Source organism: Dietzia maris, from assembly GCF_014144855.1.
Taxonomy (GTDB): Bacteria; Actinomycetota; Actinomycetes; order Mycobacteriales; family Mycobacteriaceae; genus Dietzia; species Dietzia kunjamensis.
Map to the genome: position 1 here is coordinate 1 of NZ_JAALDN010000278.1, position 8,788 is coordinate 8,788.

Below are 8,788 nucleotides of genomic sequence, written 5' to 3' on the forward strand. Positions count from 1 at the left end.
TCGTCGGCCAGCCTCGGGTCCGCGGGCTCGGCTGCCGCGCCGCCCGCCGCCCCCGCGTTCCGGCCGGCCGGTGGTGACGAGAACCCGGTGGGCTTCCGTAACTGGCTGCGTCCCGGCTGCCAGTGGGACCCGGTCGCCTCCTGGGTCCAGCTGTGCAACGTCTACTCGCCGGCCATGAAGCGGGACATCAAGGTCCAGGTCCAGCCGGCCCGCTTCGGCGGCAACGCCGGTCTGTACCTGCTCGACGGGCTGCGCGCCCGTGACGACTGGAACGCGTGGACCCACGACGCCCAGGCCCAGCGCATCTTCCTGCAGGACAACATCACCCTGGTCATGCCCGTCGGCGGCCAGGTGTCCTTCTACTCCGACTGGGAGCGGCCCATCAACCTGGGCGGCAACCTGCTCGAGTACAAGTACGAGACGTTCCTGACCGAGGAGCTCCCCGGCTACCTGCAGGCCCACTTCGGCGTGGCCCCGAACAACAACGCCGTCGCCGGCCTGTCGATGGGCGGCTCCGCGGCCGCGACGCTCGCCGCCAAGCATCCCGACCAGTTCAAGCAGGTCTCGGTGTTCTCCGGCTACATGAACCCCACGGCCCCGGGCATGTACACCATGATCCCGCTGGCGATGTTCGACCAGTGCAAGTGCGACCCGTTCGCCATGTGGGGTCTGCCGGGCTCGCCGAAGTGGGGCGAGCACGACCCGCTGCTCAACGCCGCCAAGCTGCGCGACATCCCGATGTACGTGACCGCCGGGTCCGCCATCCCGGGCCGGTACGACCAGCCCTCCAGCCTGCAGTCCGTGTTCAACACGTTCAACGGCATCATCCTCGAGGGCCTGTCCCGCGGCTCGACGCTGGCGTTCCAGAACACCATGAACGCCGCGCCGAACAAGGCCACGTTCGAGTACCGCACCACCGGCATCCACGGCTGGGGTTACTGGAACGACGACCTCATCGCGGCCCGCTCGGCGCAGATCCTCGACGTGATGGACGCCCACGCGTGGTGATCGCGCAGAGTTAGCCGACGAATCGGACTCCCGTCAGCGAGTCCTCACCCGTCACACCGGGGCCCCGCGCGTAGATTCTCGTGCGGGGCCCCGGTCGCATCTGACCACCGGGTTCGGCCGCGGGAGGGGAACCCGCGGGCGCACCACGGACCCGGGCTCCGGATACATGTGGCGCGGGTCGTTCTGACGCGCGCCCACTAACTATTCGGCGAGACGACGCGGCAAGGAAGAGAACAACACATGGCGACCCCCAGCTCAGACGCGAGCCCCCGGCACCGGTGGGCGTCCCTCCTCGCGGCTCCCCTCGTGGCGTCCGTGGTGGGTTCCGGTCTCGTCCTCCCGCCCGTCGCGGCGGCACAGGAGACGCCGTCCCGGCCGACCCCGGGGCAGACGAGCCCGGCGGAGAGCCCGGCGCGGTCGACCCCCGCGGAGAGTCCCGCCACTGCGCCCGAGGCGCCGACCCTGCGCGTGCCGTCGACGCCGCCGTCCGGTGTCCGGCTCGACAAGGTCGAGTGGAAGTCCGCCAACCGGGTGGCACTCTGGGTCCGGTCACCAGCCATGGAGCAGGCGATCCAGGTGCAGCTCATGCTCCCGGCCCAGTGGAACGCCGACCCCGAGCGCACCTACCCGTCCCTGCTCCTGCTCGACGGGCTGCGGGCCCGCGACGACGCCAGCGGCTGGACGCTCGAGACCAAGATCTCGCAGTTCTTCGACGCCAAGAACGCCGTCATCGTCCTGCCGATCGGTGGAGAGTCGAGCTTCTACACGGACTGGGTCTCCGACGCCAAGGGCTCGGCGTACCAGTGGGAGACGTTCCTCATGCAGGAACTGCCGCCGCTACTGGCCCGCGACTGGCGGGTGGGTGACAAGCACGGCGTCGCCGGACTGTCCATGGGCGGAACGGCCGCGATGATGCTGGCCCAGCGTTACCCGGATCACTTCGACTTCGCCGCCAGCTACTCGGGCTTCCTCGACACCACCAGCTTCGGGATGCCCGAGGCGGTCAAGGTGGCCATGCAGGACGCCGGCGGCTACCCGGCCGAGAGCATGTGGGGCCCGCTCGGGTCCCGGCGCTGGCAGGAACAGGACCCGAAGCTCCACACCGAGAAGATGCGCGGGCAGAGCGTCTACGTCTCCGCCGGCAGCGGCAACACCGGGCCCTGGGACCAGCCGTCCGGCCTGCCGGACATCCCGACCAACTTCCCCGGCTACGGCCTCGAGCTGCTCTCGCGGATGACCACGCAGACCTTCGTCAACCGGGCCCGCGCCGCCGGGGTCGAGGTCACCGCCAATTTCCGCCCGTCCGGCACGCACACTTGGCCGTACTGGCAGTTCGAGATGACCCAGGCATGGCCGCAGTTCGCGACGGCGGTGGGGATCGAGAACGTCGAGAAGCCGTGCGCGGCGAGTGGCGACATCGCACGCCTCGCCGAGCGGCAGCCCGGCCTGGGGCCGTGTCTGACCGGCGAGTACGACGTCCGCGGCGGCAAGGCCACCGACTTCCGCTTCGGCCGCGCCTTCTGGTCGCAGGGGACCGGGGCCCACTCGGTCCTCGGCGCGATCGGCGCGGCCTACCAGACCGAGGGCGGCCCCGACGGGGTGCTCGGGCTGCCGACCTCGGGCGAGACCACCACCCCGGACGGCCGCGGCCGGTTCTCCACCTTCCAGAACGGCGTCATCTACTGGTCGCCCACCACCGGGTCGCACGCCGTCCGCGGTGGCATCCGGGCGATGTGGCAGGAGCGCGGCGCCGAGCGCGGCGAGCTCGGCTACCCGACCACAGACGAGATCACCAACCCCAACAAGCCGGGTGTCGTCCAGGGCTTCCAGGGCGGGACCGTCTACTGGTCCGAGGAGACGGGCCCGAAGGTCGTCGAGGGCAAGATCCTCGAGACCTATCGCGAGGCCGGCGCCGAGAACTCCGAGCTGGGTTACCCGACCACCGACGAGATCGCCCTGAGCACCCGGGACGGCGCGTTCAGCCGGTTCCAGGGCGGGTACATCTACTGGTCCCCGCGGACCGGGGCCCACGTGATCCCCCGTGGGCCGGTGTTCGACGCCTGGGGCACGGTCGACTACGAACGCGGACGGCTCGGCTACCCGACCGGCCCGCTGCGCACCACGCGGGACGGTCAGGAGATGGAGTTCGAGGGCGGCCGCATCACCGTGAGCGGTGGCCGGGCGGAGATCTCGTCGTGAGAACCCGGTTGGCGACGCTGACCGCCGCGCTGCTCGTCGGCGGTGGGATGCTCACCGCCTGCGGCGGAGGGGACTCGACGGTCTCCGGCGTGCCCGACTCCGAGACGCTGGCCCCGCCCCCGGGCGGCAGCGGATCACCCGGGGTGTCGCGCGTTCCCGCGACGGAGGATTCCGGCCGCTACACGGAGGCGCCCGCACCCGTCGATCCGGACGCCTCCGGGTACACCGCCCCGGCCGTCGGCGCGCGGGAGCGCGGGTATCTCGCGGCGTTGGAGAGCGAGGGCATCGACACCGCGGACCTCTCCGATTCGCTCGTCGCCGCCGGCAACACCATCTGCCGCATCCGGACGACCGGGGGCGCCGCCGACGAGACGACGACGATCGCCGACGCGGTCGCCGGTCAGATCTCGGCGGGCGGGTACTCGGATCGCGAGGTCGACGAGCTCTCCCGCGTCGTGGTGGACGCCTCGGCGGGCCAGCTCTGTCCGTAGTCCGACGAATGCACACAGCGCCGCGGCGCCCGGTCCGGCAGGACCCGGCACGTGTCGCCCCGGGGTGAGACGGGACACCCTCCCGGTGCTCCCGGAACCCGCAGCGCCACCGGGGCGTTGACCGGTCGTCGGCCACCCGCCCCAGTCGAGCGGGGAGGCCGGGAAGGAGTTCGTATCGTGGCTCGCGGAATGCGTCGTGGGAGAGGCCGTCGTCTCGGGTGCTCGTTGGGGGCACTCGTGCTGGTGGTCCTGCTGGTGCTGGGCATCGGATGGTGGATCGGGAATCGTGGGCTGCCCACGGGTCCCGACGGGCCCCTGCCCGGCCCGGGGGAGCCGGAGCTGACCCAGCCCGCGGACTGTCCGGACGTGGAGATGGTCGCCGTGCCGGGGACCTGGGAGAGCAGCCCCACCGACGACCCGTACAACCCGGGTTTCCTGCCCAACGCCCTGCTGAGGACGATTACCGACCCGCTGAGCGAGCAGTACCCGGACGACCGGCTCGAGGTGTTCACCGTCCCCTACGTGGCCCAGTTCAGGAACCCGCAGGCGCCCAACGAGATCCCCTACGACCAGAGCCGGGCGGAGGGCACCGAGAGGGCCCGCGCCGAGCTCGCCGCCACGCACGAGCGGTGCCCGTACACGTCGTTCGTGCTCCTGGGCTTCTCCCAGGGTGCGGTGATCGCGGGTGACCTCACCAGCGAGATCGGTACCGGCAACGGGCCGGTGCCCGCCGACCTGGTCCGGGGATCGGTCCTCATCGCCGACGGCCGCCGCGTGCCGGGCCAGGGTCAGTCGCCGGGGTTGTCGCCCGGAAACGGGCAGGGGATGGAGATTTCCCTACAGCCGGCCACCGGGCTCACCCAGCTCATCGCCGGCGCCACCATGACCGGGCCCCGCCCGGGTGGCTTCGGCGAACTCGGCGACAGGACCGCCCAGATCTGCGACTCCCGAGACCTGATCTGCAACGCCCCGCTCAACGTCGTGGACGGCGCCGCCCGGTTCCAGGAGTTCGTCGCCAACAACGCGATCCACGCCATGTACGCGACCAACCCGGACGTGATCGAGGGGACGACGGTCCCGGAGTGGACGATCGGGCACGTGCGTGAGCTCGTCGACGCCGCCCCGGAGATCGCCCACGGGTGACCCGTCCACGCCTCCCGAGGGCTCGGCCTGCGACACGCCTGACGAGCCGGATGATTCGGAGTTCGGATGCGCTCTGGGGCACGCTGTAGGATCGACCAAGCTTGTCGTCAGTGCACCCGGCATTTCCGTGGTCGACGACGTCGACCAACGTAAGACGGATCGGAACGGAGCAACGTGGAGTTCGAGCGGTACCACGACGCCGGTGGGGCGATCGTCATCCCTGATCGCACCACCCTTGTCGACTTCGTCGAAGCCAATGTCTCCGCCGCCCGCGAGGATCCTGCCGAGGACGGGCTGATCTACCGCTACATCGACTACTCGTCCTCCCGTGACGGCGAGGTGCACGAACTCTCATGGTCGCAGTTCGGTGACCGGCTCTACGCCATCGCCGCCCGCCTCCAGCAGGTCGCGAAGCCGGGGGACCGGGTCGCGATCCTCGCGCCGCAGGGCCTCGACTACATCGTGTCGTTCTTCGCGGCCATCCACGCCGGGCTCATCGCGGTGCCCCTGTTCGACCCCGATGAGCCCGGTCACCACGACCGCCTCCACGCGGTCCTGGCGGACTGCACGCCCGCGGTCATCCTCACCTCGACCGACTCCGCGGCCGGGGTCCGGACGTTGTTCCGCTCCCTGCCTGCGCGAGAGCGTCCGCGCACCGTCGCCGTCGACGCCATCCCCGCGGAGCTCGGCTCGGGGTGGACCAGACCGGATCTCGGCGCCGACGACATCGCCTACCTGCAGTACACCTCCGGCTCGACCCGCGTACCGGCCGGTGTGGAGATCACCCACCGCAACGTGGTCACCAACGTCATGCAGCTGTTCGACGGGCTCGGGCTGACCCGCGCGTCCCGCGGGGTCACTTGGCTGCCGCTGTTCCACGACATGGGCCTGCTGACGGTGATCCTGCCCGCGATGGGCGGGGCCACCATCACGGTGATGAGCCCCCGCGCGTTCGTGCAGCGCCCGGGTCGCTGGGTCTCGCAGCTGGGCGCGATGTCGGACGGCGACGGGGTGTTCGCCGCCGCCCCCAACTTCGCGTTCGAGCACGCCGCACGCCGAGGGCTGCCGAGGGACGGCGAGACCCTCGACCTGTCGGGCGTGACCAGCATCATCAACGGTTCGGAGCCGGTCACCCCCGCCTCCATGCGTGCCTTCAACGAGGCCTTCGCGCCCTACGGGCTCGCACCGACCGTCATCAAGCCGTCCTACGGGATGGCCGAGGCGACCCTGTTCGTCTCCTCGCCGCGCCGCGACGACGAGGCGATCGTCATCCACGTGGACCGGTCGGACCTCAACAAGGGCGTCATGACCGTCCTCGACCCGGCGCAGGTGGAAGGCAACGAGGACGCGATCCCGCAGGTCGCCTGCGGGTACGTCGCACCGAGCCAGTGGGCCACCATCGTCGAGGCGAACATCGACGAGGCCACGGGTGAGCACGACGGCACCGGGCGGGAGCTGCCCGAAGGGCGCGTCGGCGAGATCTGGCTGTACGGGACCAACGTCGGTCGCGCCTACTGGGGGCGCCCCGAGGAGTCGGACGCCACCTTCGGCAACCGGCTCGTCGAGTGCCTCGAGGAGGGGTCCCGCACGGTCCGGGAGTTCGGGACCGTGCCCTCCGACGCTCGATGGCTGCGCACCGGCGACTACGGCGCCTATGTGGACGGTCAGCTGTACATCACCGGCCGCGTCAAGGACCTGGTGATCGTCGCCGGCCGCAACCACTACCCGCAGGATCTCGAGAACACGGCGCAGGGCGCCTCCGATGCGCTGCGCCCCGGATTCGTCGCCGCGTTCTCGGTGCCGGCCAACCAGCTGCCGATGGAGGCGCGTAACGGCGCGGAGATCGCCGCCGATGACTCCTCGGAGACGCTCGTCGTGGTCGGCGAGCGCGCACCCGGCGCCGGCAAGGCCGACCCGGGCCCCATCGCGGACGCGGTCCGCACGGCGATCTCGGCACGTCACGGCGTCACCGCCCAGGACGTGCTGCTGGTCCCCGCCGGATCCATCCCCCGCACGTCCAGCGGCAAGATCGCGCGGCGCGCGTGCAAGGCGGCCTACGTGGACGGCACCCTGCGCGGGGGTCACCAGCAGACCGCCTTCCCGGACCTGCCGGCGCAGTAGCGTCCGCCCGGCCGGGCCGGTTCAAGCACCACGGGTGCCCCGCCGCGACGGGACACACCGGACGACACCCGAGGAAAGGCGAGCCAGGACGATGGCACAGAGCGAGATGACGGTAGTAGAGCTCCGCGAATGGATGCGGGGCTGGGTCTGCCGGGCCACCGGGCTCGACATCTCCAAGGTCACCGACGACCGCTCGCTGGAGGAATACGGCCTGTCGTCCCGCGACGCGGTGTCCCTGTCCGCCGATCTCGAGGACCTCATCGGTCGACCACTCGACGCGACCGTCGCCTACCAGCACCCCACCATCGCCTCGCTGGCCGAGTACGTCGTCAACGGACCGGTCGAATCCGAGGCGCCCACCGATTTCCACACGTTCCGTGACCGCGGCGCGGGCATGGAGTTCGACGTGGCCGTGATCGGGTTCGCCACCCGCTTCCCCGGCGGCGCCGACACCCCGGAGGCGACCTGGGAGCTACTCGCCTCCGGTCGGGACGCCACCACCCCCCGCCCGGCGACCCGCTGGTCCGAGTGGTCCGGCGACGCCTACGTCCAGCAGGTGCTGTCCGAGGCGCCCGATCGTGGCGGCTGGCTCGACGACGCCGAGGTCCGGGACTTCGACGCCGAGTTCTTCGGCATGAGCCCCCGCGAGGCCGAGATGGTCGACCCGCAGCAGCGGCTCGCACTCGAGCTCACCTGGGAGGCCCTGGAGAACGCCCACCTGCCCGCCAGCGACCTCAAGGGCCACGAGGTCGGCGTCTTCATGGGATCGTCCTCCAGCGACTACCAGGTGTTCCTCACCTCGGACTCCGCTGCGGCCTCGCCGTACGCGGTCACCGGCGCCTCCAACTCGATCATCTCGAACCGGGTCTCGTACACGTTCGACTTCCGCGGCCCGTCCATGACGCTGGACACCGCCTGCTCGACGTCCCTGGTGGCGATCCACGAGGCCGTCAACTCGCTGCGACTGCACGAATCGGACCTGGTCGTCGCCGGCGGTGTCAACATGATGCTCGCGCCCGCCGCGACCATGGGCTTCGCCAAGACCGGTGCCGCGCTCAGCCCCGACGGGCGGATCAAGGCGTTCTCGTCCGATGCCAACGGCATCTGCCGGTCGGAGGGCGGGGGAGTGTTCATCCTGAAGCGCCTGTCGGAGGCCGAACGGGACGGCAACGACATCCTCGCCGTCATCAAGGGGTCCGCCGTGAACTCGGACGGTCGCTCCAACGGTATGACCGCACCCAACCCCGACGCTCAGGTCGCCGTCCTGCGCCAGGCCTACGCCGACGCCGGCGTCGACCCGCGCGAGGTCGACTACATCGAGGCGCACGGCACCGGCACCATCCTCGGGGACCCCATCGAGGCCACCGCCCTGGGCCAGGTGCTCGGCCGCGGCCGCGAGGCCGACCGCCCCACGCTGCTCGGCTCGGCCAAGACCAACTTCGGCCACATGGAGTCCGCCGCCGGGGCCGCCGGCCTCGCCAAGATCATCCTCGGGATGACCAACGACGCCCTGCCGCCGACGATCAACTTCGCGGGCCCCAACCCGTACATCGACTTCGACGCCGCGCGACTGAGCGTGGTCACGGAGACCACCGGGTGGCCGCGCTACAGCGGGCGCGCCCTGGCCGGCATCTCCGGGTTCGGGTTCGGTGGCACCAACGCGCACGTCGTGGTGGCCGAGTACCAGCCGGCGCCGGTGCGCGCGTCGGAGGAGACCACGGTCGACGAGGACTCCGTCTCCGACGTCCGGGCCGGCGAGGTCGCCACCCCTGACGCCCTTGCCGCCGAAGCCCCGGCCCCCGAGGCCCCGGCCGCCGCGACCCCGG

General features: G+C 71.2%; 6 protein-coding genes. All 6 read left to right on the forward strand.

What is annotated here, in order from left to right; genetic code table 11:
- Nucleotides 1–1,008 (forward strand): alpha/beta hydrolase (locus tag G6024_RS09635; protein ID WP_159148589.1); only part of this gene is annotated, 1,008 nt, incomplete at its 5' end.
- Nucleotides 1,009–1,248: 240 nt separating this feature from the next.
- Nucleotides 1,249–3,207 (forward strand): alpha/beta hydrolase-fold protein, encoded by a 1,959-nt coding sequence (locus G6024_RS09640; protein ID WP_159148590.1) that lies wholly within the window; start codon nucleotides 1,249–1,251, stop codon nucleotides 3,205–3,207.
- Entirely contained in the window at nucleotides 3,204–3,698 is a 495-nt protein-coding gene (locus tag G6024_RS09645) for a DUF732 domain-containing protein (RefSeq protein WP_067714813.1), read from the forward strand. Before G6024_RS09640 ends, G6024_RS09645 begins: the two co-directional genes overlap by 4 nt.
- Before the next feature lie 177 nt (nucleotides 3,699–3,875).
- Nucleotides 3,876–4,841, forward strand: coding sequence for a cutinase family protein (locus G6024_RS09650; RefSeq protein ID WP_082923820.1), 966 nt, complete (start codon nucleotides 3,876–3,878; stop codon nucleotides 4,839–4,841).
- A gap of 174 nt (nucleotides 4,842–5,015) precedes the next feature.
- The gene (gene fadD32 / locus G6024_RS09655; protein WP_159148591.1) at nucleotides 5,016–6,962 is read left to right on the forward strand and encodes a long-chain-fatty-acid--AMP ligase FadD32; all 1,947 of its coding nucleotides are present in this window, start codon (nucleotides 5,016–5,018) and stop codon (nucleotides 6,960–6,962) included.
- A 91-nt stretch (nucleotides 6,963–7,053) separates the two neighbouring features.
- Nucleotides 7,054–8,788, forward strand: a 1,735-nt coding sequence (locus tag G6024_RS09660; protein WP_235027841.1) for a beta-ketoacyl synthase N-terminal-like domain-containing protein, incomplete at its 3' end; no start/stop codon positions are given.

Excerpts from the sequence above, each read along its gene's own strand:
- G6024_RS09640 (WP_159148590.1), top strand. The coding sequence starts at position 1,249 with ATGGCGACCCCCAGCTCAGACGCGAGCCCCCGGCACCGGTGGGCGTCC.